At 72.6% G+C, this 23,611-nt stretch carries 23 protein-coding genes; 8 read left to right on the forward strand and 15 right to left on the reverse strand.

Features of this window, described 5'->3' with window-relative positions; translation table 11 throughout:
* Positions 1–5: 5 nt before the first annotated feature.
* The 6 genes from BMW85_RS23320 to BMW85_RS23345 are packed head-to-tail and all read right to left on the reverse strand — an operon-like array spanning position 6 to position 6,624.
* The gene (locus BMW85_RS23320; RefSeq protein ID WP_245775013.1) at positions 6–1,010 is read right to left on the reverse strand and encodes an N-acetylglucosamine kinase; all 1,005 of its coding nucleotides are present in this window, start codon (positions 1,008–1,010) and stop codon (positions 6–8) included.
* Positions 1,007–2,278: a family 4 glycosyl hydrolase gene (locus BMW85_RS23325; protein ID WP_091084950.1), complete on the reverse strand. Its 1,272-nt coding sequence runs from the start codon at positions 2,276–2,278 to the stop codon at positions 1,007–1,009. The genes BMW85_RS23320 and BMW85_RS23325 overlap by 4 nt, the downstream gene beginning before the upstream one ends.
* The gene (locus tag BMW85_RS23330) at positions 2,275–3,108 is read right to left on the reverse strand and encodes a carbohydrate ABC transporter permease (protein WP_091084953.1); all 834 of its coding nucleotides are present in this window, start codon (positions 3,106–3,108) and stop codon (positions 2,275–2,277) included. Before BMW85_RS23330 ends, BMW85_RS23325 begins: the two co-directional genes overlap by 4 nt.
* Complete coding sequence (locus tag BMW85_RS23335; RefSeq protein ID WP_245775014.1) at positions 3,105–4,046, reverse strand: carbohydrate ABC transporter permease; 942 nt, start codon at positions 4,044–4,046, stop codon at positions 3,105–3,107. The genes BMW85_RS23330 and BMW85_RS23335 overlap by 4 nt, the downstream gene beginning before the upstream one ends.
* Positions 4,047–4,048: 2 nt before the next feature.
* Positions 4,049–5,389, reverse strand: coding sequence for an ABC transporter substrate-binding protein (locus BMW85_RS23340; RefSeq protein WP_091084954.1), 1,341 nt, complete (start codon positions 5,387–5,389; stop codon positions 4,049–4,051).
* 35 nt (positions 5,390–5,424) lie between these two features.
* Entirely contained in the window at positions 5,425–6,624 is a 1,200-nt protein-coding gene (locus tag BMW85_RS23345; RefSeq protein ID WP_091084957.1) for an ROK family transcriptional regulator, read from the reverse strand.
* Positions 6,625–6,796: 172 nt separating this feature from the next.
* Here BMW85_RS23345 and BMW85_RS23350 point away from each other — a divergent pair, with 172 nt between their 5' ends.
* From BMW85_RS23350 to BMW85_RS23365, 4 genes are all read left to right on the forward strand, one after another.
* Positions 6,797–9,148, forward strand: coding sequence for a HelD family protein (locus tag BMW85_RS23350; RefSeq protein WP_245775015.1), 2,352 nt, complete (start codon positions 6,797–6,799; stop codon positions 9,146–9,148).
* A 530-nt stretch (positions 9,149–9,678) separates the two neighbouring features.
* Positions 9,679–11,436 (forward strand): apolipoprotein N-acyltransferase, encoded by a 1,758-nt coding sequence (gene lnt, locus BMW85_RS23355; protein WP_245775016.1) that lies wholly within the window; start codon positions 9,679–9,681, stop codon positions 11,434–11,436.
* Positions 11,429–12,193: a polyprenol monophosphomannose synthase gene (locus BMW85_RS23360; protein WP_393181807.1), complete on the forward strand. Its 765-nt coding sequence runs from the start codon at positions 11,429–11,431 to the stop codon at positions 12,191–12,193. The genes lnt and BMW85_RS23360 overlap by 8 nt, the downstream gene beginning before the upstream one ends.
* Positions 12,194–12,285: 92 nt before the next feature.
* Entirely contained in the window at positions 12,286–12,837 is a 552-nt protein-coding gene (locus BMW85_RS23365; protein ID WP_091084965.1) for an FxsA family protein, read from the forward strand.
* Between the two features lie 56 nt (positions 12,838–12,893).
* Here the strand turns inward: BMW85_RS23365 and BMW85_RS23370 are convergent, their stop codons facing one another.
* The 9 genes from BMW85_RS23370 to BMW85_RS23410 all read right to left on the reverse strand — a co-directional run bounded on the left by BMW85_RS23370 (position 12,894) and on the right by BMW85_RS23410 (position 20,486).
* Positions 12,894–13,238, reverse strand: coding sequence for an RNA polymerase-binding protein RbpA (locus BMW85_RS23370; RefSeq protein WP_091084968.1), 345 nt, complete (start codon positions 13,236–13,238; stop codon positions 12,894–12,896).
* Between the two features lie 138 nt (positions 13,239–13,376).
* Positions 13,377–13,997, reverse strand: coding sequence for a hypothetical protein (locus BMW85_RS23375; RefSeq protein ID WP_091084970.1), 621 nt, complete (start codon positions 13,995–13,997; stop codon positions 13,377–13,379).
* 114 nt (positions 13,998–14,111) lie between these two features.
* Entirely contained in the window at positions 14,112–15,545 is a 1,434-nt protein-coding gene (locus BMW85_RS23380; RefSeq protein WP_091084972.1) for an MFS transporter, read from the reverse strand.
* 76 nt (positions 15,546–15,621) lie between these two features.
* Positions 15,622–16,419 carry a glycerophosphodiester phosphodiesterase family protein gene (locus BMW85_RS23385; RefSeq protein WP_177240854.1) on the reverse strand — a complete coding sequence of 266 codons (798 nt, stop codon included), beginning with the start codon at positions 16,417–16,419 and terminating at the stop codon, positions 15,622–15,624.
* Positions 16,420–16,458: 39 nt separating this feature from the next.
* Complete coding sequence (locus BMW85_RS23390; protein ID WP_091084978.1) at positions 16,459–16,998, reverse strand: TrmH family RNA methyltransferase; 540 nt, start codon at positions 16,996–16,998, stop codon at positions 16,459–16,461.
* Positions 16,995–17,585 carry a class I SAM-dependent methyltransferase gene (locus tag BMW85_RS23395; protein ID WP_091084979.1) on the reverse strand — a complete coding sequence of 197 codons (591 nt, stop codon included), beginning with the start codon at positions 17,583–17,585 and terminating at the stop codon, positions 16,995–16,997. Before BMW85_RS23395 ends, BMW85_RS23390 begins: the two co-directional genes overlap by 4 nt.
* 11 nt (positions 17,586–17,596) lie before the next feature.
* Positions 17,597–18,544, reverse strand: coding sequence for a VWA domain-containing protein (locus BMW85_RS23400; RefSeq protein ID WP_091084982.1), 948 nt, complete (start codon positions 18,542–18,544; stop codon positions 17,597–17,599).
* On the reverse strand, positions 18,541–19,488 hold the full coding sequence (locus tag BMW85_RS23405; protein ID WP_091084985.1) for a DUF58 domain-containing protein: 948 nt from the start codon (positions 19,486–19,488) through the stop codon (positions 18,541–18,543). Before BMW85_RS23405 ends, BMW85_RS23400 begins: the two co-directional genes overlap by 4 nt.
* On the reverse strand, positions 19,485–20,486 hold the full coding sequence (locus BMW85_RS23410) for an AAA family ATPase (protein WP_091084987.1): 1,002 nt from the start codon (positions 20,484–20,486) through the stop codon (positions 19,485–19,487). The genes BMW85_RS23405 and BMW85_RS23410 overlap by 4 nt, the downstream gene beginning before the upstream one ends.
* 55 nt (positions 20,487–20,541) lie before the next feature.
* Here BMW85_RS23410 and BMW85_RS23415 point away from each other — a divergent pair, with 55 nt between their 5' ends.
* From BMW85_RS23415 to BMW85_RS23430, 4 genes are all read left to right on the forward strand, one after another.
* On the forward strand, positions 20,542–21,312 hold the full coding sequence (locus tag BMW85_RS23415; protein WP_245775017.1) for a hypothetical protein: 771 nt from the start codon (positions 20,542–20,544) through the stop codon (positions 21,310–21,312).
* Between the two features lie 43 nt (positions 21,313–21,355).
* On the forward strand, positions 21,356–22,216 hold the full coding sequence (locus BMW85_RS23420; RefSeq protein WP_091084989.1) for a DUF2268 domain-containing putative Zn-dependent protease: 861 nt from the start codon (positions 21,356–21,358) through the stop codon (positions 22,214–22,216).
* 170 nt (positions 22,217–22,386) lie between these two features.
* A complete protein-coding gene (locus tag BMW85_RS23425) occupies positions 22,387–22,950 on the forward strand; it encodes a ClpP family protease (protein WP_091084991.1) in 564 nt (187 codons plus the stop codon).
* A gap of 2 nt (positions 22,951–22,952) precedes the next feature.
* Complete coding sequence (locus tag BMW85_RS23430; protein WP_091084994.1) at positions 22,953–23,570, forward strand: ATP-dependent Clp protease proteolytic subunit; 618 nt, start codon at positions 22,953–22,955, stop codon at positions 23,568–23,570.
* The last annotated feature ends 41 nt before the right edge of the window (positions 23,571–23,611 follow it).

Raw genomic sequence — 23,611 nt, forward strand, 5'->3', positions numbered from 1 at the left:
GATCCTCAGAAGACCGCCTTGGCGGCGCCAGGGGGGTCAGGGAGGGCCGAGTGCCGGTAGTGGCTCCTGAGGCGGTCACCGGCCGCCTCAGGGGCGCCCAGCCGGTCCAGGCCGAGCAGCGCCGCGCCCAGCACCGGAGGCTCCTCCGCCACCACCGGGACCGCGAGCGGCATCCGCAGCGCGAACTCGCCCTCCAGCAGGGACGTCAGCAGCGGGTCGCGCGCCGTCAGCAGGCCGCCGCCGAGCACCACCTCGGCCGGCGTCCCCAGCAGGCCGAGCCGGCGCAGGCACACCTCGGCCATCAGCGCCACCTCCTCGGCCTGCCGTCGCACCAGCGCCGCGGCCACCGCGTCCCCGGTCGCCGCGGCGGCGAACACGCCGGGCGCCAGCTCGTGCAGCCGCCCGTCGTCCAGCCGGCCGGTGTGCAGCGCGAGCACCACTTCCGTCACGCTCGCCGTGCCGAAGTGCGCGGTGACCAGCCCGGCGAGCACGGTCGGGACGCCGCGGCCGTCCTCGGCGCGTACGGCGTGCCACAGGACCTCCTCGCCGAGGTCGAGCCCGCCGCCCCAGTCCCCGCTGATCCGGCCGAGCGCCGGGAACCGGGCCACCGCGCCGCCGGGCGAGACGCCGACGGCGTTGATGCCCGCCCCGCACACCACGGCCACGCCCCACGGCGCGGACGCCCCCGCCCGCAGCAGCGCGAACGTGTCGTTCCGCACCATCACGTCCGCGCCCAGCCCCCGTGCGGCGAACTCGCGCGCCAGCGCCTCCTCCTCCTCGGGCAGGTCCGCCCCGGCCAGGCAGGCCGACACCTGGTCGAACCGCCCACCGCCCCCGGCGAGGGCGGCGACGGCCGCCGAGACGACGTCCACGGCGGCGGCGACGCCGTCCCGCTGCGGCGCGAACGCCCCCGCCCGCGCCTCGGCCAGCACCCGGCCGTCCTCCGACACGACGGCGACGTCCGTCTTGCTGTTGCCGCCGTCGACGGCCAGGACCAGCCGCCCGCTCACGCGCCCACCGGCCCGCGCGCCCACGGCAGGTGCGCGCGGCCCGCCTCCAGCAGCAGCGCCGTCAGCTCCTCCGCGAGCTCGTCCTGCCCGACCAGCGGGTGGGCGAGCAGCGCGTCCCGCACCCGGTCCGCGCCGCCGTGCCTGGCCGCCTCCAGCGCCAGCGTCTCGTACGCCGAGACGTGCCCGATCAGCCCCGCGTACAGGGGCTCTACCGGCGGCACCGGCAGCGGCCGGGCGCCCGACGCCCCGATGACCGCGGGCACCTCGACGACCGCCTCCTCCGGCAGGAACGGCAGCGTGCCGCCGTTGCGCACGTTCACCACCTGCACGTCCCGCCGGTCGCCGAGCAGGGACGCGATGAGCGCCACCGCCGCCTCCGAGTAGAACGCCCCGCCCCGCCAGGCCAGCAGCTCGGGCTTGGTCACCACGGACGGGTCGGCGTACAGCTCCAGCAGCCGCTCCTCCAGCGCCGCCACCTCCGACGCCCGCGACGGCGCGGTCCGCTGCTCGCGCACCACCTCGTCGTGGGCGTAGAAGTAACGCAGGTAGTAGGACGGCACCGCGCCGAGCCGGGCCAGCAGCTCCGGCCGCAGCCCCACCATGGCGGCGAGCTCCGCGCCGTGCCGCTCCAGCAGCGCGGGCAGCACGTCGGCCCCGTCCAGGAACACCGCGCGCTCCCACGACAGGTGGTTGAGCCCGACGTGCCCGAGCGACACCCGCGAAGGATCGGCACCCAGCCACGCGGCGAAGCGGCGCTGGAACCCGATCGCGACGTTGCACAGCCCGATCGCCCGGTGCCCGGCGTCCAGCAGCGCCCGGGTGACGATGCCGACCGGGTTCGTGAAGTCCACGATCCAGGCGTCCGGCGCGTGCTTCCGTACTGTCTCGGCGATCGACAGCACCACCGGGACCGTGCGCAGCGCCTTGGCCAGCCCGCCCGCGCCCGTCGTCTCCTGCCCGACGCAGCCGCACCGCCCCGGCACCGTCTCGTCCAGCTCGCGGGCCGCCTGCCCGCCCACCCTGAGCTGGAACAGCACCACCGCGGCCCCCGCCACGCCCTCGGCGGCCGAGGAGGTGGCCAGCACCCGCGCGGGATGCCCGGCGTGCGCGAGCATCCGCCGCGCCGTCCCCGCCACCAGCTCCAGCCGGCGCGGGTCCGGATCGATCAGCGCGAGCTCCGACACCGGCAGCTCCTCGCGCAGCCGGGCGAACCCGTCCACCAGCTCCGGTGTGTACGTCGAGCCGCCCCCGACCACGGCCACCTTCATCCCTTCACCCCCGTCAAGGTCACGCCCTCGATGAACACCCGCTGGGCGAGGAAGAACAGCACGATCACCGGCGCGGTCACCAGCAGGGTGGCCGCCATGGTGAGGTTCCACTGCACGCTGTGGAACGCCTTGAAGGTCGCGAGGCCGAGCGACAGCGTCAGGTGGTCCTGCTGCACGCCGGCGTAGAGCAGCGGCCCGTAGTAGTCGTTCCAGCAGTAGAAGAACTGGAACAGCGCGACCGCCGCGACCGCCGGGCGCGCCATCGGCAGCACCACCCGCACCAGCGTGCGCAGGTCCGAGCAGCCGTCCACCTTCGCCGCGTCGGTGTAGTCGCGCGGGATCGTGACCAGGAACTGGCGCAGCAGGAAGATGGAGAACGCGTCGCCGAGCAGCATCGGCAGGATCAGCGGCCACAGGCTGTCGGTCAGCCCCAGCCGCGCCCACACGAGGTAGATCGGCACCGCGACGACCTGCGGCGGCAGCATCATCGCGGCGATCACCACGAGGAACGCCGTCCGCCGCCCACGGAAGCGGAACCTTGCCAGCGCGTAGGCCACCGGCACCGACGACACCACCGTGAACAGCGTGCCGAGCGCCGCGTACAGCAGCGTGTTGCCCGCCCACCGCAGCAGCAGCGACCGGTCGAAGACCTCGGCGAAGTTCGCCCAGTTCCAGCTCCGCGGCCACAGGTCGCTGGTCAGCGCCTGCTCGTCGGTCATCAGCGCGGTCAGCGCCATGAACGCCACCGGCGCGAGGAACATCAGCGCCAGCGCGACCGCGAAGGCGTGCGTGGCGACCCACAGCAGCACCCGCCGCCTCCGGGCGCTCACGACGCCTCCTCGGCCCGGCGGAACTGCCGCAGCAGCACCAGCGTGAAGATCATCGAGACGGCGAACAGCAGCAGCGCCAGCACGCAGGCGTACCCCATCGAATAGTCGCGGAAGCCCACCTGGAACAGCCACTGCGGCAGCGTGAGCAGAGACTCCTCCGGATAGCCGGGCGAGAACGAGCTGCCTGGCGAGTCGGTCGAGCCCGAGGCGACCCGGGAGGCGACCATCGCCTGGGAGAAGTACTGCAGGGCGTAGATGACGTTCGTGACCAGGGCGAACATCAGCACCGGCGCGATCGTCGGCAGCGTCACGCTGCGGAACTGCCGCCAGGCTCCCGCGCCGTCGATGGCCGCGGCCTCGTACAGGTGTCTGGGCACGTCCAGCAGCGCCGCCAGGAAGATCACCATGAGCTGGCCGCAGCCCCACAGCGACAGCAGCGTCAGGCTCGGCTTCGACCAGTCAGGGTCGCCGAACCAGTCAGGACCCCGCACCCCTGCCAGCGACAGCAGGTGGTCGACCGGGCCGGTGCCGGGGTTGAGCAGGAAGACGAACGTGATCGTGCCCGCCGTCATCGGCACCAGCGACGGCAGGTAGAACACCGTGCGCAGCAGCCCCGCCCCGGCCTTGAGCCGGACCACGAGCTGGGCGAGCGCCAGCGAGAACAGCACCGTCGCCGGCACCATCACGGCCACCAGCCACAGCGTGTTGCGCGCCGAGACGCCCACCCGGGGATCGCGCAGCAGATAACGGTAGTTGTCGAGCCCGGCGAACTCGAGGGTGTACATGTCGTAGCGGTGGAAGGAGAAGTACACCGTGGACAGCAGCGGGTAGACGAAGAAGACCGACACCCCGGCGATCCACGGCGACAGCCACAGGAGGGCACGCGCGCCCTCGCCGTGCCACCACCGGGGACGCGGCGCGGCGGGCGGGGAGGTCACGATCAGCCTCCGGACAGCTTCAGCTTGTCGTTGATCTGCCGGTCCACGTCCTTCAGCCCGGCCTCCAGGTCCTTCACCGAGCCCCGCTCCCACTTGGCGACGAACGCGGCGAACGCCTCCTGGTTGAAGACGCTGTTCACGCTGGCAGGCAGGGTCGCGGTCCTCGGATGGGCGAAGATGTCGAGGAAGGTCTGGAAGTTGGCGTCCTTGACCAGGTCGGGCGAGTCCATGGCGGCCTTGGTCGTGGGGACGTTGCGCAGCGCGTTCGACAGCGTCACCAGCGAGCCGGTGTCGGTCGTCAGGTACTTCACCAGCTCCCACGCCTGCTGCGGATGCTTCGCGCCCTTCGGCACGCCGATCACGGTCCCGGCGGTGAAGCCGCTGCCGTAGAGCTCGGGCCGGTCGTCGGCGACCGGCAGGGGAGCGGTGCCGTAGTCCAGGCCCTTGGCGTCGAGGGCGATCATCGCGTTGCGCCACTCGCCGTCCAGGACCATCGCGACCTTGCCCTTGTGGAACGGGTGCTCGGCGCTCCACTCGTCGCCCAGGCTCTTCCTGAACTTCTCCAGCTTGTCGTGGCCGTACCAGTCGACCAGCTCCTTCTGCCAGGTCAGCAGCTCGCGCCAGGCCGGGTCGGAGCCGATCGCCGAGGTGCCGTCGGCGTTGTACCACTTCGCGCCCACCATCGGGCCGAGGTGGCTCGGGCTGTTCTCGTAGTACTGGACGCTCGGGATGAACCCGGCGACCTTGATGGTGCCGTCGGCGTCGCGGACGGTCAGCTTCTTGGCCAGCTCCGCCAGCTCGGTCAGCGTCCGCGGCGGCTCGTGGCCCTTCATCAGCGCCTTGTTGTAGTAGAGGCCGTAGGCGTCGGCCAGCAGCGGCAGCGTGCACTGGCGGCCCTCGAAGGCGGTGTAGGAGCGGGCCGCGGCCGGCAGCACCGACAGGTCGATCCCGTCCTGCGCGATCACCGGCGTCAGGTCCTGGAACGCTCCCGACCTGCACCACTGGGCGACGTTGTCCGTCGTGAACGAGGCGGCCACGTCGGGGGCGTTGCCGCCGCGGATCGCCTGGGTGATCTGGTCGTCCTGGACGCCCTTGGTGGCCTTGACGGTGATCTGCGGATACTTCTGGTTGAACGTCGCGATGGCCTCCTCGAACGCCTTCACCTCGGCGTCGGTGGAGAAGCCGTGCCAGAGCTCGATGGTGGCGGCGGGCAGGGCCTGCGAGGCGGATCCTGAGGGCCGGGGAGCGCCGAGCGAGGGCCCGGCCTCCTTACCTGCGGTGCAGGCGGTCAGCGCGGCCGAGCACAGCAGTGCCGCGGCGGCCGCCAGAGGGACGAAGCGCACGGGGGGTGCCTCCTGCGGTGGGGGGGTGACGGGGGTCACGAGCGGACGGTGGAGCCGAACACCTCCTCACGCACGGTGTCGAGGGCCAGGTCGAGCGCGCCGGCGAGCACGGGGTTGCCCTCGACGCTCGACAGCCGCACGCGGGGCCGGGGGATGGTCAGGGCGTGCAGCTCGTGCTCGACGAGCTCGCGCAGCGTCTCGCCGCCCGGCAGCACGACGCCGCCGGTCAGCACGATGAGCCCGGGATCGATGACGGAGGTGATGGCGGCCAGGCCGACCGCCAGCCTGGCGGCGATGTCGCGCAGCCCGGCCCGCGCGTCGTCGGCCCGCTGCCCGGTGCCGGCCGCGAGACGCACGGCGTTCGCGACGGCCTGGCGGAAGTCGGCGCCGCGCACGCCGTACGAGCGCAGCAGCTTCAGCACCGCGGGCCCGCCGGTGAGCGCCTGGTAGCCGTGGTTGGCGTAGCGGCCGGCCTCGCGGGCGGTCGGCGCGCCCGGCGTGGGCATGTAGCCCACCTCGCCCGCGCCGCCGGTCGCGCCCCGGTGCATGCGCCCGCCGAGCACGACGGCCGAGCCGATGCCCTCGTCGGCCCACAGCAGCACGAAGTCCCGGCTGTCGCGGGCCGCGCCGTGCGCCTGCTCGGCGAGCGCGACGAGGTTGACGTTGTTCTCGACGTCCACCGGCACGCCGAGGCCGGCGGACAGGGTGGGCACCAGGTCGGGGATCTGCCAGCCGGGGACGTCCTTGGCTGCGGCGTACCCCAGCCGGCCGGTCGCCGGGTCGATCGCGGCCTGCACGCCGATGACGACGCGGCGCAGCTTGTCCGGCGGGTTCGCGCCCGCCAGCGCCGCGCCGAGCCGCTCCACCAGCTCGCCGGCCGGGCGGCGGCGGGTCGTGGGCAGCGTGTGCTCGCCGACGACGGCGCCGGTGAGGTCGGCGATCCGCGCCTCGATGCGGTCGGGGGTGACGTCGAGCGCGCCCGCGTACGCCGCCGCCGGGTTGATCCGGTAGACCTCCGCCGTCCGCCCCGGCAGGCCCTCGCGCACGCCGTCCAGGACCACCAGCCCGGCCTCCTGGAGCCGGGCGAGGAGCTGCGAGGCCGTGGGCTTGGACAGGCCGGTGAGCGCGCCGATCTCGGGGCGGGTGAGCGGGCCTCGGTCGAGAAGTGCCCGCAGGGCCGCCCGGTCGTTGATGGCGCGTAGCAGACTGGGGGTCCCCGGCACCGGGCCGTCCACGGCGTCTCCTTCACTCGAAGTTAGGAAACTTTCCTAACTCACGAGGAACATAAGGATCCCTGGCGCGAACGGTCAAGAGGCGATACGAAGCCGTAACGGAGAGAGGAGAGGGAAGGAAAACCGAGCGGAGTGCCGCGACCGGCATGCTAATGTCATCGTTTGTCGTAACAACATGCAGAATGGCCCGGAGTGTCCCATTAACCACATTAATGGTCAGGCGGCAACGCGTCAAACGGAGCTCGCCAAGGAGCAGGAGTACGTCACCGCGCTCTACGACCGGCTAGACGCCCTGCGCGAGCGCACCCAGCGGCAGCTCAAGGAGGTGCTGGCCTCGGGAGCCGTCGGCACGATGCAGAACAGGTCGGAGCGCGACACGTTCGCCGAGATGTACGCCACCAGGCTGGCCCGGCTGTGGGCGGTCGAGCGCGGCCTCGTCTTCGGCCGGCTGGACCACCAGGAGGAGGGCCGGCTCTACATCGGCAAGCTCGGCCTCACCGACGACGACCAGCGGCGCCTGCTCATCGACTGGCGCGCCCCGGTGGCGCAGCCCTTCTACCGCGCCACCCCGGCCGCCCCCATGGGCGTCACCCGGCGCCGCCACCTGCAGACCAAGGGCCGCGCGGTGATCGGCGTCGACGACGACCTGCTCGACCTCGCCGCGCTCAGCGACGACGACCGCGCCACGCTCAACGGCGAGGCCGCGCTGCTGGCCGCGCTCGACGAGCGCCGCACCGGCCGCATGCGCGACATCGTCGCGACCATCCAGGCCGAGCAGGACCGGGTCATCCGCGGCGACCTCAACGGCGTCCTCGTCGTCCAGGGCGGCCCCGGCACCGGCAAGACCGTCGTGGCCCTGCACCGGGCCGCCTACCTGCTCTACACCCACCGCCAGCGGCTGGAGCGCCGCGGCGTGCTCATCCTCGGCCCCAACCTGACGTTCCTGCGCTACATCGAGCAGGTGCTGCCCTCGCTCGGCGAGACCGACGTGCTGCTGTCCACCGTCGGCGAGCTCTACCCCGGCGTGACCGCCACCGCCAGGGAACGGCCCGAGGTGGCCGCGCTCAAGGGCGACCCGCGCATGGTCGAGGTCATCGCGCGGGCCGTGCGCGACCGGCAGAAGGTGCCGCGCAAGCCGATCGAGATCACCATCGGCCGGATCACGCTCACCGTCGACCGGTCCATGCTGGACGCCGCCAGGAACAAGGCCGCCCGCTCGCGCCGGCCGCACAACCAGGCGCGGGCGGTGTTCGTCCGCTCGCTGCTGAACGCGCTCGCCCGCCAGCAGGCCCGCAAGATCGGCAAGGGGCTCATCGACGAGGACGAGCTGGCCGACCTGCGCGAGGAGCTGCGCACCGAGCCCGCCGTCAAGTCGGCGCTCAACCGGCTGTGGCCGTACCTGACGCCCCAGCGGCTGCTGCTCGGCCTCTACGGCTCGCCCGAGCGCCTCGGCCACGCCGCCGCGCACCTCACGCCCGACGAGCGGGCGCTGCTGCGCCGCGAGGGCCCACGGGCCGGCGAGTGGACCGAGTCGGACGTGCCGCTCCTCGACGAGGCCGCCGAGCTGCTCGGCGACATCGACGAGCAGGTGCTGCGCGCCACCGCGATGCAGGCCGAGGAGGAGCTGGCCGCCGCCCGCCGGGCCGAGGAGCACGAGCGCGAGGCGGAGCTCGCCTACGCCCGCGAGGTGCTGGAGCTGACTGGCCTGTCCGACGTCATGGAAGCCGAGCGGCTGGCCGAGCGCCAGCGCGGCGACGGCCCCTACCTCACCACCGCCGAACGCGCCGCCGCCGACCGCACCTGGGCCTACGGCCACGTCATCGTGGACGAGGCGCAGGAGCTGTCGCCGATGGCCTGGCGGGCCCTCATGCGCCGCTGCCCCACCCGGTCGATGACGATCGTCGGCGACATCGCGCAGACCGGCTCGGCGGCCGGGGCGCGGTCGTGGGCCGAGGTGCTCGACCCGTACGTGGCCGGGCGCTGGCGGCAGGAGCGGCTCACCGTCAACTACCGCACGCCGGTCGAGCTGATGGCGGTCGCCGCCGGCGTGCTCGCCGCGATCGACCCCGCGCTGGAGGCACCCATGTCGGTGCGCGAGAGCGGCGCCGAGCCGTGGGCCGCCCCGCTGGCGGCGCTGCCCGAGCTGGTCAAGGCCGAGGTCGGGGAGGGCGGCAAGGTCGCGGTCGTGGCGCCGGACGCGCTGCTCGACCGGCTCGGGTCGCGGGTCGCCGAGGTCGTGCCCGGCGCGGTCGTCGTCACGCCGGGAGCCGGCCGGGCCGGGGGAGCGGAGGCGCTGGACGCCCCCGTCGCGGTCATGGGGGTGGCGGACGCCAAGGGCCTGGAGTTCGACTCCGTCGTGGTGGCCGAGCCCGAGCTCATCGCCGCCCAGTCGCCACGCGGGCTCAGCGACCTGTATGTTGCTCTCACGCGAGCGACGCAACGGCTCGGCGTCGTCCACGAACGCCCGCTTCCCGCGCCCCTGCGCGGGCTGCCGAGCAGGCCGGGAGCACCCTCCGTCGGGCTTTGATCGGCTTTGCGGTGGCCGTCCCCGCATGTCCCACCTGCGGAAACTTGATGTTCCCGCTGATCGGGACACGGTTGACATCTGAGGTGGAGTCGGTAGTTTGCTGCGCAGTCCAGCACGGGACTTGGCCGGTTGGCCGTCTCTGACATCGCCGGATCCTGCGTCCGTGACGGAGCGTGACTTCGTCCACACAGCCAGGTGCAGGGCCGTCGGTCCGTCGAGTCGGGGCACCCCAACCGGGCGGGGGGTTGGACCCGGGACGGGTCCGGGAGCCCAGTAGACAACGGAATTCCGCGCTCGCCGCCGACGAGACGGGTCCGGTCCGAAGGGTTTCCCGGGCCCTCTTCCCGCTCCCGTGCGCCGGACCTGCGAGTGCGCCGGGTGGTCCCGTCGGCCGCGGGATCACCCTGCCGCCACCCGTTCCGCATCCTGAAATCCCCCTCGCGCGGGCGCGCGCTGGCATGAGCGCGGCCACGGGGCGGTAGCGTTTTCGCGAGCAATCAGGTGTTCGACGGTGGCTGAGGAGACCCGGAGTGGTTCAGGAACGCACGAGCCCGCCGCCCTCGACGGGCCCCGGCCTCGCCTCCTCGTCGCCGGTCCCCGAGCCGGAGGGCGCCAGAACCCCCGGCGAGGGCGAGCCGTCCGCGGCCGAGGCGCAGGCCGGCGAAGGAAACGGGGCTTCCGGTCCCCTCGCCCGCGAGCCGGCGGACTCCGGCCGCCGTGACGGTCCGGACCGCGAGCCGCGGAGCCTGGAGCCGCAGAGCGGGGAGCCGCGGAGCCGGGAGCCGCGGAGTCGGGTGCTGGGCCGCGCGGGGGCGGCCGTGGCCGGCGGGCTGGCGCTGTTCGCCGCGTTCCCGCCGCTCGGCTGGTGGCTGCTCGCGCCCCTCGGCCTCGCGCTCGTCGCCGCCTCCCTGTACGGCGCCCGCCCGAGACGCGCGGCCTGGGTGGGCGCGCTCGCCGCGGCGGTGTTCCTGTTCCCGGCCCTCGCCTGGGTGCGGACCATCGGCGACGACGTCTGGGTCATGCTGGTCGTCACCGAGACCGTCTTCTACGCCGTCATGTCCGCCCTGGCCGCTCCGGTGTTCCGGCTGCGCGCCTGGCCCCTGTGGTTCGCCGGCCTTTGGGTGGCGATGGAGTGGGCGCGCGGCCTGGTGCCGATCGGCGGCTTCCCGTGGGCGCGGGTGGCCTTCAGCCAGGGCGAGTCGCTGTTCACCCAGTACGCCGCGCTCGGCGGCGCGCCCCTGGTGTCGTTCGCCGTGGCCCTGTGCGGGGCCCTGCTGGCCCACGCCGTCCTGGTCCGGCCTCCGGCGGCCCGCCCGTGGCTGCGGGCGGCTCCGGCGCTCCTGGCGCTGGCGGTGCCCCTGCTGACGCTGGCCGTGCCGCGCCCCGGCGACGAGGGCCGCTCGATCAACGTCGGCATCGTGCAGGGCAACGTCCCCGGCCGCGGCATGTACGTCCTGGGCGACGAGCCCGCCGTCGTGCTGCGCAACCACGCCGGCGAGACCAAGCGCCTGGCCCAGGCCGTCCGCGAGGGCAAGCTGCCCAAGCCCGACATCGTCGTCCTGCCGGAGAACTCCACCGACATCGACCCCTACCGTGACGAGACCGCCCGCCAGATCATCCAGGACTCGGTGAGCGACGTCGGCGTGCCCACGCTCGTCGGGGCCGTCGTGGCCATCGGCGACGACAGCCGCGCCACCCGCAGCCTCACCTGGGACCCGGTCACCGGCCCCGGCGCCTACTACGACAAGCAGAACCTGGTGCCGTTCGGCGAGTACACCCCGTTCAAGGACCTCGTGCTGGCCCTGTGGGAGCGGGCGAGCCTGGTGGGCCGCCAGTCGGTCCCCGGCGACCGGCCCGGCGACCTCAAGCTCGGCCCGGTCACCATCGGCGCGGTCAACTGCTACGAGGTGGCCTACGACGCCACCGTGCGCGGCACGGTCCGGGCCGGCGGCACGCCGATCGTCGTGCAGACCAACAACGCCAGCTACGCCCTGTCCAACCTGCCGCCGCAGCAGCTCGCCATGTCGCAGCTGCGCGCGGTCGAGCACAACCGGGCCGTCGTGACCGCCGCGACGACCGGGATCTCCGCGTTCGTCACGCCTGACGGTAAGGTCTCCTGGCAGACCCGCGAGCTGGTCGCGGACATGAACGTGGTGAAGGTGCCCGTACGCACCAGCGAGACGCTCGCCACCAAGGTGGGCGCCTGGCCGGAATGGGCATTGATGACGATGGGAGCGGCGGCGGCCGGAGTCGCCGCATGGCGTGGCAGGCGGCGAGCCGATGGGTGAGGGACGACCGGACATGGAGACGCTCGGCAGGGTGCTCGTCGTCGTCCCGACCTACAACGAGCGCGACAACCTGCCCTCCATCGTCGAGCGCGTCCGGGCGGCCGTGCCGGAGGCGCACGTGCTCGTGGCCGACGACGACAGCCCCGACGGCACCGGCGAGGTCGCCGACGGGCTGGCCGACGGCGACGAGCAGGTGCACGTCCTGCACCGGCCCGGCAAGCAGGGCCTCGGCGCGGCCTACATCGCCGGCTTCCGCTGGGGCCTGGAGCGGGGCTACGACGTGCTGGTGGAGATGGACGCCGACGGCTCGCACCAGCCGGAGGAGCTGCCGAAGCTGCTGGCCGCGCTGGGGGAGGGGGCGGACCTGGCGATCGGGTCGCGCTACGTCCCCGGCGGCCGCGTCGTCAACTGGCCGCAGCGGCGCGAGCTGCTGTCCAAGGGCGCCAACGTCTACACCCGGGTCATGCTGGGCCTACCGGTGCGCGACGCGACCGCCGGCTTCCGCGCCTACCGCGCGGCCACCCTGGAGAAGGTGGGGCTGTCGGGCGTCGAGTCGCAGGGCTACTGCTTCCAGGTGGACCTCACCCTGCGCACCGCCCGCCACGGGCTGCGGGTGGTGGAGGTGCCGATCACGTTCGTGGAGCGCACCACCGGCAAGAGCAAGATGAGCGGGAAGATCATGTCCGAGGCGCTGTGGCGGATCGGCCTGTGGGGCGTGACGGGCCTGCCGGGACGCCTGCGCCGGCGCGGCCGGTGACGTCCCCCGGTCAGGAACGTCCTGGGCCCGCCGGACGTTGTTCCTGACGTACGCGGTCCTGGCGTGCGCGTGCGGAATCGGAGATACGAACGATGCGGCTGCTGCTCCTCCTGAGCTTCCTGATCGTCCCCGTGCTGGAGATCTGGCTGCTCTTCCAGGTCGGGTCCGCGATCGGCGGGCCGGCGACCGTGGCCCTGCTCATCGCCGGCGCCCTGCTCGGCTCCTGGATCATCCGACGCGAGGGGCGGCGGGCCTGGCGGGCGCTGCAGGAGTCGCTGCGGTCGGGCCGGATGCCCGAGCGTGAGCTGGCCGACAGCGGTCTCGTGCTGACGGGCGGCGCGCTGCTGGTGGCGCCGGGCTTCCTCACCGACCTCGCCGGCCTCGCCTTCGTGCTGCCGGTGACGCGGCCGCTGATGCGCCGCCTCGGGGTGTGGTTCTTCGAGCGGCGGATCAAGCGCCTGGCCGCGGCCTCCCCGTACGCCGACATGTTCCCGCCGGCGCCGGGCGGGCAGGCGCCGCAGGGCGGCCGGGTGGTCACCGGCGAGGTGATCAAGGAGGACCACGACGATCGGGGCCACAGCGGCCAGGAAGAGCCACGCGGCGAAGAGCCACGCGGCGCGCTAGGACGCCCGCCGAGGGCCTGAACGCACGAAGGAACCCCCGGGCCGGAAGGGCCCGGGGGTTTCACCGTGAGAGGATGTCAGGCGCTCTTGCGGCGCTGGGCCCGCAGGACCGCCAGCCGCTCGTTGAGCACCTCCTCAAGGTCCTCGATGGATCGCCGTTCCAGAAGCATGTCCCAGTGTGTCCTCGGGGGCTTCGTCTTCTTCGACTCCGGCTGCTCGCCGTCCACTCGTACCGCGGTCACGCCGCACATGCGGCACTCCCACGTCGAGGGGATCTCGGCCTCGGCGGCAAGCGGAACATCGAAGCGATGGCCCTTAGGACAGGTGTAGGACACCTCCTGGCGCGGTGCCAGATCCGTGTTACGGTCGTTCTCGTAGCTGGTTGCCCCGAGCCGGGTGCCACGAAGCGCGCGCTCGCCCATGTCTCAATGCCTCCTACAGGGCCCCCATGCGTGGGGGGTCTGTCTCCCACGGTGTCTAACGCTTGGTACCGTGATGGGATTCCCACCCTCGGGGAGATCCAATCGCGCTGAAGGGCTCGGGTTCTTCACACGGGTTCTTCACACGCTCGCAGGGACGGTGCGGCGCCGCCCCATGACGGCCAGCGCGAGCGCCGGCCACAGGGCCCCGGCCAGGATGAGCGCGCCGTGCGCGATCCGCAGCGAGTACGGCCCGAAGAACTGCGGGATGAACAGCGCGAACCCGACCGCCAGCGGGACCGCGCTCCACCTGGGCAGCGCGGCCGAGCGCCACACCGCGACCGCGGCCAGCGCCGTGCCCACGCCGAGCAGCACCAGCCCCACGGCGAACATGGTCACCGCGACCGGCCCGTAACGAAACTCCTCGGCCAGTTCCATCAGCGCGGGCGTCCCGTCGCGCAGGGAGCGCTGGGCGATCACGTTGAGCCCGAAGTCCTCGGCCCCGTAGTAGGGCAGCGTCAGTCCCGCGCCGAGCCACGTCACCACCGCCGCGCGCAGCGCCAGCCGGTCGCCGAGCACCTGGTGCAGGCCGAGCAGGGCGAGCGCGAGCAGAATGAAGCCGCCCATGGCCGCCGCGTGCCCGGCGACCCAGCCGGCGGAGGCCATCGCGGCGGCGTCGTCCGTGGCGGGGCGCAGCAGCGGATAGAGCAGGAACAGCACGCCGGACCCGGCGAAGGCGGCGGAGGTGAGACGGACGGGCATGCGGCGCTCCTTGGTTGATGCAACGCTCTCTGACGAGAGCAATGCTCTCGCAGAGCGATGTCATACGTCAAGAGCACTGCTCTCGATTATGGGCGCCGCACCGACACCCGCCCGTCAGATCCTGGCCGGCACCTCGTTCCCCGCGGCGCGGATCGCCTTGGGCAGGTTCGTCAGCGCCAGCAGCACGAAACCGACCACGAAGAAGATCACCATCGACACGATGGCGATGCGGTAGCTGTTGGTGAGCTGCAGCGCGATGGTGACCGTCAGCGAGCCGATGAACGCCGACCCCTTGTCGCTGATCTGCAGCAGGCTGAAGTACTCGGCCTCCCGGCCCTTCGGGATGACCTGCGAGAACAGCGAGCGCGACAGCGCCTGCGTGCCGCCCAGCACGATCGCGATCGCGAACGCCATCAGGTAGAACTGCAGCGCCTCGCCCTCACGGACGAACACCGCCGTCGCCACGATCGCCGTCCACAGCACCAGGCTCGCCAGCACCGTCCGCTTGGTGCCGAACCGCCGCGCCAGCCCGCCCAGCGCCAGCGCCCCGAAGAACGCCACGAACTGCACCATCAGGATCGCGGTGATCTGCACGGTCTTGTCCAGCTTCAGCGCCTCGGAGGCGAAGGCCGCGCTGTTGCCGATCACGGTCTGCACCCCGTCGTTGTAGACCAGGTAGGCCACCAGGAACAGCAGCGTCAGGGGGTAGCGGCGCAGCTCCGACAGAGTGCGGCCGAGCTGGCGGAAGCTGCCGCCGACCGAGCGCAGCGCCGTCGTCTCGTGCGCGGGCACCGGCCGGTTGCGCAGCCGCAGCAGCGGCACGATGGTGAACGTCGCCCACCACAGCCCAGCGGAGGCCATGCAGATCCGCACCGCCTCGCCCTCGGCCAGCCCCAGGCTCTCGTGCTGCAGGTACAGCACCAGGTTGAGCGCCAGCAGCAGCCCGCCGCCCAGATAGCCGATGGCCCACCCGCGCGAGGACACCCCGTCGCGCTCCTCCGGCGTGGAGATCTGCGGCAGGAACGAGTCGTAGACCACGATCGAGCAGCCGTAGGCCAGGTTGGCCAGCACGAACAGCACGCCGCCCAGCATGTAGCGGTCGCCCTCGACGAAGAACAGGCCCATGGCGGCCAGCGCGCCGACGTAGGCGAACCCGCCGAGCAGCTCCCGCTTGCGGCCGGTGTGGTCGGCCAGCGCGCCCGCGATCGGCAGCAGCACGATCTGCAGGAACACCGCGACCGTCGTGATCAGGCCGAAGAAGGCGGCCGGCCGGATGTCGGCGCCGAGGACGTCCACGTAGCCGAGGCCGGGGTTGGCCGCGATCAGGTTGTCGAAGTCGGCCGAGCACCGCTCGGCCGGCACGCCGGGGAAGTCCTGGGCGCAGGCCGCGCTCCGCGCCACCGGGATCAGGTAGGGGCCGAGGAAGACCGAGATGACCGTGGTGTAGAAGGCGGAGTTCGCCCAGTCGTAGAAGTACCAGCCGCGCTGCTCGCGCCGGCGCGCTGCGGGGGATTCGTCCAGAGCCGCGGGGGGTGCGGGTACGGGCATGATGTCGGGTCGCTCCTAGATGGCCGGACCACTGGCCGGGGGTCGTGATGGCTGAGTGCTCGGGGCGGGGGAGCGGCTAGGCCGCCAGGCTGCCCGGGTGCCACTGGTCGCGCCGCGTGAGCACCTCGCGCAGGCCGGTGACGTTGTCGGTCATGATGCCGTCCACTCCGAGGTCGAGCAGCCGCTCCATGCGGGCGGGGTCGTTGACGGTCCACACGTGCACCTGCATGCCGATGGCGTGCGCGGTGCGGATCAGGCGGTCCGTGGTGACGCGCAGCCCGCGGAAGCCCACGGGCACCTGGGCGCAGGGGACGCCCGCGCGCGACAGACGGGTCAGCAGCCGGCCGTAGCCCGAGGTCGTGGCGGCGGCGCGCAGGGCGGCCACGCCCCGCGGCCCGAGCGCGGAGCACACGTCGCGGCCCATCGCCGCCTTGGCCAGCACCAGCCGCTCGTCGGAGAAGGAGGTCAGGCAGACGCGGTCGTAGGCGTTGGTGCGCCGCACCGCCTGGGCCAGCGGGGCGATCGCGGCCGCCTCCTTGACGTCGATGTTGAAGCGCGCCTCCGGCCAGGTGCCGAGCAGGTCCTCCATCAGGGGGATCTCGTGGACGCCGGCGATGCGGGCCCGCCGGACCGCCCGGTAGGGCAGCTCGGAGATGCGCCCCCGCTGGTCGGTGACCCGGTCCAGGGTGTGGTCGTGGAAGGCCAGCAGCACGCCGTCGGCCGTGGCGTGCGCGTCGGTCTCCAGATAGGTGTAGCCGAGCCCGACCGCCCGCTCGAAGGCGGCCGCGGAGTTCTCGGCGCCCTCCGCCGCGCCGCCTCGGTGGGCGAAGGCGAGCGGGCCTGGATGGTCGAGGAAGGGGTATCGACGGCTCAGCACGTCCAGAAGTATGCCCTTTCGGGATGAACGCTGAGGTTACGAATCGGCGAGATTCTGCCACTCCTGGCGGCGGGCCTCGGCCAGCGCGATGGCGGCGGCCACCGCCACGTTGAACGAGCCCACCCGCCCCACCTGCGGGATGTAGCAGGCGCCCTCGACGGCGTCGAGCAGGGCGGGGGAGCAGCCGTGGTCCTCGCTGCCGACCACGAGGCACACGTCACGGTTGAGATCGGCCCGGTGCAGCGGCCTCGCCTCGGCGGTCAGCTCGATGGCCAGCACGGTGTAGCCGGCCTCCCTGGCGGCCTTGACCGCCTCGGTGGCGGGCACCGGCTCGTGCCAGGTGACCAGGCGCTCGGTGCCCAGCGCGGTCTTGCCCGCCTTGGGGTTGGTGGGCGGGGTGGCGTTGCCGGCCAGCCAGATCTCGTCGACGCCGAACGCGGCCGCGCTGCGGAAGATGGAGCCGACGTTGAACGGGCCGGTGACCGACTCCAGGATCATCCCCAGCCGGTTGCCGGTGTTCCTGCGCCAGGTGCGGTTGAGCCGCTTGACGTCGGTGGGGCGCAGCTGCCTTCTCATCGGGTCACCTTCAGTATGCGGTAGGCGGCCCGGCTGGCCTCGCGGGAGGCGTGCCAGCCCTGCTCGCCGAGCCAGCGCTGCAGGGAGTCCGAGCCGAGGTGTTTCTGGACGACCAGGTAGGCCACGCCGTCGGGCGTCAGCCGGGTGAGCCACCTGGTGAGCATGTCGTGCAGGGCCTGCTTGCCGATGCGGATGGCGGGGTTGGACCAGATCGCCCGGAAGCGGACGTCGTCCGGCACCTCGTCCACATGCACAGACCTTACTTTGTCAAGGCCCGCGGCTTGAGCGTTGCGGCCGGTCAGCTCCACGCTGCGGCGGTTGACGTCGACGGCCCACACGGTGGCCCGCGGCGCGCGGGAGGCCATGGTCAGCGCGATCGGGCCGTAGCCGCAGCCCAGGTCGAGCAGGTCGCCCTCCTGGGGCGGCGGCGGGACGCTCTCCAGCAGCACCCGCGTGCCCACGTCGACCCGCTCGGGGGAGAACACCCCGCTGTCGGTCTCCAGCCGCAGGTGCAGGTCGGGCAGGACGAGATCGACCGTGCCCGGCCGGCTGGCGGCGCCCGGCCGCTCGGAGAAGTAGTGGGCCACGTGGTGAAACGTTACGGGATACGGGTACCGAACATGACCGCCGCGCCCGCCACCAGCAGTCCGGCCAGGATCGCGGCCACGATGAACCACTGGGTGATCTCCTGGTTGACCAGCTTGTAGCCGAGCGAGGTGCCGATCTGCTCGTAGACGTCGCGCAGCTCGGCGCCGGACTCGGCGGTGTAGGCGCGGCCGGAGGTGCCGTCGGACAGCGACTGCAGGGTCTGCTTGTTGACGGGGACGTTCACCGGGCGGCCGTCGATGTCGACGGTGCCCTCCTGGGTGCCGTACGCGATGGTGGAGACCGGCACGTGGGCCTGCTGGGCGGCCTCGATGGCCTCGTTGACCGAGCGGCCCGAGGTGTTGTCGCCGTCGGAGAGCAGGACGATGGCGGCGGGTGGCGGGTCGGTGGCGGCCTGCTGGTCGAAGGAGCGCAGCGAGTCGAGTGCGTTGAAGACGGCCTCGCCGATGGCGGTGCCGGGGCGGGTGGTGAGGGTGCCGATGGCGGTGATGACGGCCTGGTGGTCGGTGGTTGGGGAGATGACGACGTTGGCCGAGCGGGCGAAGGAGACGACGCCGACGTTGAAGCGGTCGGGCAGCTCGCGGGCGAAGTTCTGGGCGGCGGCCTTGGCGGCGGCGATGCGGTTGGGCTGGACGTCGTCGGCGTCCATGGACAGCGACACGTCGAGGGCGATCATGATGGTGGCGCGGTCGCGGGGGACGCGGACCTGGTCGGCGGGTTTGGCGGCGCCGACGACCAGCAGGGACATCATGACGAGGAAGAGCGCGGGGGCGACGTGGCGGCGCCAGCCGGGGCCGGCGGGGGCGACCAGGTCGAGCAGGGCGAGGTTGGTGAAGCGCACGGTGTAGCGGCGGCGGGCGAACATGGCCACGACGTAGCCGGCCACCAGCAGCGCCACGAGGACGAACAGCCACAGCCAGGCGGGGGCGAGGAACGTCATGTCACCTTCCCGTGGGCCTTGCGAGCCACGTGGCTCATGCGCCGCTGGCGCAGGACGAACTGCGCGACGTCGAAGACCCAGTCGCGGTCGGTGCGCAGCACGAGGTGGGCGATGCCGGCCCGGCGCAGTGCCCGGCGGGTGCCCTCGCGCTGCAACTCCGCGGCTTCCGCGTAGGCTTGCCGGACTTTGGGCGTCAGGTGCACCTCGCGTACTTTCCCGGTCTCGGGGTCGGCGAACGCGACCCGGCCGACGTCGGGCAGTTCGAGCTCGCGGGGGTCGATGACCTCGACGGCGAGGACCTGGTGGCGGGCGGCGAGCCTCCTGACGGGGCGCTCCCAGGGGCGTTCGGCGTCGGGGTCGAGCTCGGGGCGGGCGTCGAGGAAGTCGGAGACGATCAGCCGCATCCCGCGCCGGCGGCGCGTCGCGGCCAGCACCTCGATGCCCTCGGCCAGGTCGGGCGGGTCGGGCACGGGCTCACCGCGCGGGGCGTCCATGAGGGAGTGCAGGAGGCCGTAGAGCGCGGGCCTGCCGGTACGGGCGGGCATGCGGTGGATGAACTCGTCGTGCATGACGAGCGCGCCGAACCGGTCGCCGAGGCGGCTGGACAGGAACCCGATCGCGCCGACGGCGGAGATCACCAGGTCGCGTTTGTCGGTGCCGGCGGTGCCGAAGTCCATGCTGGCGGACAGGTCGGCGAGCGCCCAGGTCTCCAGCTCGCGGTCGGCGATGAGGTCGCGGACGTGGGGGACGGTGGTGCGGGCGGTGACGTTCCAGTCCATGCGGCGTACGTCGTCCTCGCCGGGGACGTAGACGCGGCTGTCGCCGGCCTCGCTGCCGGCGCCGGGCAGCAGGCCCTGGTGGGCGCCGTGGAGCAGCCCGTCGAGCCGCCGGGTGACGGTGAGCTCCAGCTTGCGCAGCGCCTGCTCGGCGGTCGAGGCGCTCAACGGCTCTGGTTCCAGACGACGAGGGGCGGGGGGACGGCGTGCAGGATCTGCTTGACGACCTGTTCGGGGTCGACGCCGTCGGCCAGGGCGTCGAAGGTGAGCATGAGGCGGTGGGCCATGACGTCCACGGCGACGTCGCGCACGTCGTCGGGCAGCAGGTAGTCGCGCCCGCGGAGCAGGGCCATGGCGCGGCCGGCGGCGACCAGGCCGAGGGTGGCGCGGGGGCTGACGCCGATCTCGATGGTGTCGGCGAGGTCGGCCAGGCCGTACTCGGCGGGGGCGCGGGTGGACATGACCAGGCGTACCACGTAGTCGGCGACGAGCTGGTGGACCGAGACCTCCTCGGCGGCCTGCTGGAGGGCGAGCAGCCGGTCGGGTTCGAGCACCCGCTCGGGGAGGGGCGGGGTGACGCTCATCCGCTGCAGGATCTCCAGCTCCTCGTGGGCGCTGGGGTGGGGGACGCGGACCCGGAAGAGGAACCGGTCGCGCTGCACCTCGGGCAGCGGGTAGACGCCCTCGGACTCGATGGGGTTCTGGGTGGCGAGCACGATGAACGGCCTGGGCAGCGGGTGGGTGACGCCGGCCAGCGTGACCTGCCGTTCGGCCATGACCTCCAGCAGGGCGGACTGGACCTTGGCGGGGGCGCGGTTGATCTCGTCGGCGAGCAGGAAGTTGACGAACACGGGGCCGAGCTCGACGTCGAACTTCTCGTTCGACGGGTGGAAGACGCGGGTGCCGATGATGTCGCTCGGCACGAGGTCGGGGGTGAACTGGATCCGGGCGAACGTGCCGCCCACGACGGTGGCGAGGGTGGAGGCGGCGAGGGTCTTGGCGACGCCGGGCACTCCCTCCAGGAGGCAGTGACCGCGCGCGAGCAGGGCCACGATGAGTCTCTCGACCATGTGCTCCTGTCCGACGATGACCCGCCGGACCTCGTCGAGACTCTGACGCAGCAGGGCCGCGTCGGATCCGCCTGGCAACTCTTCGGCGACGCTCATGACGCCATTCCACCAAACGCGCCGCAAACGTGCACGACGCCACGTCTGTGCTTTCATGGCAAACGTGGCAAGTCCGCTGCAGTACGGCGATCCGCCCCGCCTGGGGCCCTTCGTGGTGCAGGCGCGCCTGCACCAGGCGCCGGCCGGTTTCGTGTACCTCGGCCAGGCGTCCGACGGGCGTGCGGTGTCGCTGGCCGTGCTGACGAGAGGCGCCGCGTTCGACGCCGCGGCGCGCGAGCGGTTCATCACCGCGATCAGGGGCGCGGGTGGCGAGCGGTCGGGCCGACGCCCCTGGTTCGGGCGGGCGGGCCGGCAGCGGACGGCCGTGCTGGACGGGGCGCCCGAGGTGCTGGACAGCGATCTGGGCAGCGCGCCGTGGGTGGCGGCGCCGTACGTGCCGGGGGAGCCGGGCGCGGAGTGGTTCCTGAACCCGGTGATGGTGGGCGGGACGCTCATCGGGCAGGCGCACGGGCCGGACTTCGTGCCGTACTGGCTGACCGACCGCGCGCCCGCGCTGCCGGGGCCGGTGACGCGGCGCCGGCCGCTGACCGAGACGCGGCGGCGGGTGCTGATGGCGGCGCTGGCGCTGGCGCTGCTGCTGGCCCTGGTGACGGCGATGCTGCTGCTCCTGGTGCTCGGGCGCAGCGACAGCGAGCCGCAGCCGCGGCAGTTGCCGCCGACGGTGTTCGTGCCGACGCCGCCGCCCGTGCCGGAGACGACCGAGCCGCGGCCCTCGCCGTCGCTGTCGCCGTCGCCGACGCGCAGCGGGCCGCTCACGCCGGGCAGGTCACCCGGGGACGACAACGGCGAGGAGTCGCCGCTCTAAGGCGTTTGACCCTCACGTGACGTGAGGTTCTAGCGTCGCCGTCATGGAGTTCATCGTGCACGACACCCTGACGACGATGGCCGCCCTGCTGCGGCGGCCCCTGGACGAGCGGCCGGCGGCGGTGGCCGGGATGCTCGCGCCGATGCGTTCGGCGATCCCGATGCCGGGCGACATCGTGGACATCCACCATCAGGCGGGCGGCTTCCGCGTCGACGCCGAGGACCCGCGCTACCTGCCCGCCGTCGAGCGGATGATCGAGGCCGACGTGCTCGGCCAGGTGCGGCGGGAGCTGGAGCGCGCCTCCGAGCGGCTGAGCGGGGCCGCGCAGCCCGAGTCGCTGCAGGTCATGTTCGTGCTCGGCAACCCCGACGACGAGAACCTGATGGGGCGCTCGGGCGGCTACTACGGCATGGGCGGCTCGCCCGGCTGGCTGTTCCTGCTGGCCTGGCCGGGCGAGGAGGTGATCGGGCGGATCGCGCACTGCGCGGTGCACGAGTTCCACCACAACGTGCGCTTCACGAACGTGGAGTGGAACCCGGTGACGGTGACCGTGGGGGAGCACGTGGTGGCGGAGGGGCTGGCCGAGGCGTTCGTGCGGGAGCTGTCCGGGCCGGAGGCGATGGGGCCGTGGTCGGCGATGGTGACCGGGGAGGAGTTCGACCGGGCGTACGAGCTGATCATGAAGGACTTCGACCTGCAGGGGATGCGGCACACGCCGGCGTACGTGCTGGGCGACGGCGCGATGCGGGCCTTCGGTCAGGAGCCGCGCGGCGTTCCCGACATGGCCGGCTACGCGGTGGGGCTGCGGCTGGTGGACCGCGCGCTGGAGGCCGCGGGGCTGACGGCGGCGGAGGCGACCCTGCTCCCGGCCGCCGAGCTGATGCGGCGCGGCGGCGTGCGCTGACCGGCGTTTCCCGGGGGCCTCGCACATTGGCGAAAGAATGTCGAGCTGAATTCGCCGAGGGTGGAATGCGCTTTTAGAGAAATGCGCCCCCAGCGAAAAATCTCCGTTATTCGGTAAGGCCGGGACTAGCGTTTTCCGCAGCGATCAACCGCACCAGGAAGGCGACCCCCATGACGGAGACCAAGCACGCGGCCTGGCCCGACCAGCTCGGCCAGCGGCTGCTCAAGGAGCGCATCGTCGTTCTCGGTCAGGAGGTCGACGATGAGATCTGCAACCGGCTTTGCGGGGAGCTCCTTCTGCTGGCCGCCGAGGACCCCAAACGCGACATCACCCTCTACATCAATTCCCCGGGCGGCTCCGTGCAGGCCGGGCTGGCGCTCTACGACATGATGCAGTTCATTCCGTGCGACGTGGCGACGGTCGCTATGGGATTCGCCGCGTCGATGGGACAGGTGCTCCTGTGCGCGGGCGCCAAGGGCAAGCGTTACGCGATGCCCAACTCCCGCGTGGTCATGCACCAGCCGCTCGGGGGCATCGGCGGCTCGGCCAGCGACATCCAGATCCAGGCCGAGAACATGCGCTTCACCAAGCGGCGGATGGCCGAGATCATCGCCCGGCACACCGGCCAGCCGCTGGAGCGCATCCAGGCCGATTCGGACCGCGACCGGTGGTTCACCGCCCAGGAGGCCCTGGAGTACGGCTTCGTCGACCACATCGCCGAAGGGATGAACTGAAGATGAGCGGGCGTTACGTGCTGCCGTCGTTCACCGAGCGCACCTCCTACGGCATCAAGGAGCTCAACCCGTACAACAAGCTGTTCGAGGACCGGGTGGTCTTCCTGGGGGCGCCGATCGACGACACCTTGGCCAACGACGTGATGGCGCAGCTGCTGACGCTGGAGTCGATCGATCCCGACCAGGACATCAGCATCTACATCAACTCGCCCGGCGGGTCGTTCACGGCGATGAGCGCCATCTACGACACGATGCAGTTCGTCCGGCCGGAGATCCACACCGTCTGCATCGGCGAGGCGGCCTCGGCGGCGGCCGTGCTGCTGGCGGCCGGCGCGCCGGGCAAACGGGCCGCGCTGCCGCACGCGCGGGTGCTGCTGCACGAGCCGCACACCGAGGGCGGGCGCGGGCAGGGCAGCGACCTGGAGATCCACGCCAGGGAGATCCTGCGGATGCGCGACCAGCAGGAGGAGATCCTGGCCAGGCACACGGGCCGGTCGCCGCTGGAGATCCGCAAGGACATCGAGCGCGACCGGATCTTCACGGCCGAGCAGGCGCGGACCTACCGGCTGGTGGACGACATCTACGCCTCCAGGAAGCGGGTCCTCGCCCCCACCCGCTGATCCCCGACCATCCGCTCAAGGCGGCGCGCCCCCACGGCGCG

It is taken from the genome of Nonomuraea wenchangensis, assembly GCF_900111685.1.
GTDB lineage: Bacteria > Actinomycetota > Actinomycetes > Streptosporangiales > Streptosporangiaceae > Nonomuraea > Nonomuraea wenchangensis.

Bases quoted from the DNA above. Each gene is read 5' to 3' on its own strand.
- BMW85_RS23375 (WP_091084970.1), bottom strand. From the start codon at position 13,997: ATGCCCGTCCGTCTCACCTCCGCCGCCTTCGCCGGGTCCGGCGTGCTG.
- BMW85_RS23360 (WP_393181807.1), top strand. From the start codon at position 11,429: ATGGGTGAGGGACGACCGGACATGGAGACGCTCGGCAGGGTGCTCGTC.
- BMW85_RS23415 (WP_245775017.1), top strand. From the start codon at position 20,542: ATGGCAAACGTGGCAAGTCCGCTGCAGTACGGCGATCCGCCCCGCCTG.
- BMW85_RS23370 (WP_091084968.1), bottom strand. From the start codon at position 13,238: ATGGGCGAGCGCGCGCTTCGTGGCACCCGGCTCGGGGCAACCAGCTAC.
- BMW85_RS23400 (WP_091084982.1), bottom strand. From the start codon at position 18,544: ATGACGTTCCTCGCCCCCGCCTGGCTGTGGCTGTTCGTCCTCGTGGCG.
- BMW85_RS23350 (WP_245775015.1), top strand. From the start codon at position 6,797: ATGCAGAATGGCCCGGAGTGTCCCATTAACCACATTAATGGTCAGGCG.
- BMW85_RS23430 (WP_091084994.1), top strand. From the start codon at position 22,953: ATGAGCGGGCGTTACGTGCTGCCGTCGTTCACCGAGCGCACCTCCTAC.
- BMW85_RS23390 (WP_091084978.1), bottom strand. From the start codon at position 16,998: ATGAGAAGGCAGCTGCGCCCCACCGACGTCAAGCGGCTCAACCGCACC.
- BMW85_RS23410 (WP_091084987.1), bottom strand. From the start codon at position 20,486: ATGAGCGTCGCCGAAGAGTTGCCAGGCGGATCCGACGCGGCCCTGCTG.
- BMW85_RS23420 (WP_091084989.1), top strand. From the start codon at position 21,356: ATGGAGTTCATCGTGCACGACACCCTGACGACGATGGCCGCCCTGCTG.
- BMW85_RS23380 (WP_091084972.1), bottom strand. From the start codon at position 15,545: ATGCCCGTACCCGCACCCCCCGCGGCTCTGGACGAATCCCCCGCAGCG.
- BMW85_RS23425 (WP_091084991.1), top strand. From the start codon at position 22,387: ATGACGGAGACCAAGCACGCGGCCTGGCCCGACCAGCTCGGCCAGCGG.
- BMW85_RS23365 (WP_091084965.1), top strand. From the start codon at position 12,286: ATGCGGCTGCTGCTCCTCCTGAGCTTCCTGATCGTCCCCGTGCTGGAG.
- BMW85_RS23325 (WP_091084950.1), bottom strand. From the start codon at position 2,278: ATGAAGGTGGCCGTGGTCGGGGGCGGCTCGACGTACACACCGGAGCTG.